This window comes from Camelimonas sp. FR25, assembly GCF_059740505.1.
Genome location: NZ_JCAWFG010000068.1, coordinates 1 through 1,122 on the forward strand (window position 1 = coordinate 1; position 1,122 = coordinate 1,122).

At 61.4% G+C, this 1,122-nt stretch carries 1 protein-coding gene; it reads left to right on the top strand.

Annotated elements, in window-relative coordinates; genetic code table 11:
* Positions 1 to 65: 65 nt before the first annotated feature.
* A protein-coding gene (locus AC6A67_RS07870; protein WP_498035999.1) for an IS630 family transposase occupies positions 66 to 1,122 on the top strand; the annotation gives its coding sequence in 2 pieces (ribosomal slippage) (positions 66 to 558 and positions 558 to 1,122; 1,058 coding nt annotated over the 2 pieces). This gene is flagged as partial in the annotation.

The window sequence follows — 1,122 nt, forward strand, 5'->3', positions numbered from 1 at the left end:
GACTCATAAGGGGTTTCGTCAGCGGCGCAGACATGATTCAGTTCGCAAATCGGGGGAGATTTGCGATGGCTGCGCCGATCCGTATTCGGGATGATTTTACTGCGGCGCAGGTTCGTGCCAGAGCCCGGGCCGCAAAGGACCCTGCCCAGGTTCGCCGGCTTCTTGCGATCAGCGCCATTCTGGAAGGCGTCAGCCGCAGCGATGCGGCCAGCCTCGGTGGCGTGACGCTGCAGATTGTCAGGGACTGGGTGCTTCGTTTCAATGCCGGTGGCCCCGATGGGCTTGCAACGCGCAAGTCACCGGGGCCTCACAGGATCCTCAACGACAACCAGCGGCGTGCGTTGGCTGAGATCCTAGAGGCCGGCCCCATTCCGTCGGTTCACGGCGTCGTGCGCTGGCGCATTATCGATCTCGTCCAATGGCTATGGGATGAGTTTGGCATCTCCATCAGCAAGCAGGCGCTCGGGCGTGAGCTGCGAGCTATGGGGTTTCGGAAACTTTCGGCCCGTCCCCGTCATCAAGGCCAGCGTCTGCAGGATATCGCTGATTTTAAAAAAGTTTCCCCACCCGTCTGGCGCAAATCCGGAAGGGCCTGCCGAAGGACGCCGCAATAGAATTGTGGTGGCAGGATGAGGCCCGGATTGGCCAGAAAACACAGATCACCCGTCGCTGGGCCAGGCGCGGAACGCGCCCAGTTGCCCCGCGAGACCTGCGCCGGGCCTCCGCCTGGATATTCGGCGCAATCTGTCCTGAAAGCGGCAAAGGCGCAGCCCTGGTCATGCCGCGCTGCAATAGCGAGGCAATGGGGCTTCACCTCGCCGAGATCAGCAGGAACGTTGCCCCCGGAGCCCACGCGGTGCTCCTGCTCGACCAGGCTGGGTGGCATGTCTCCAGCAGGCTCGATGTGCCAGTCAACATCACCCTCCTGCCGCTACCCCCAAAATGTCCTGAGCTGAACCCGGTCGAGAACGTCTGGCAGTTCATGCGCGATAACTGGCTATCGAACCGTATCTTCTCTTCATACGACAGTGTCGTGAACCAGTGCTGTGAGGCATGGAACCGCCTCGCCGATCAACCATGGCGCATCATGTCAATCGGACTCCGCCAATGGGCGCATGGGTT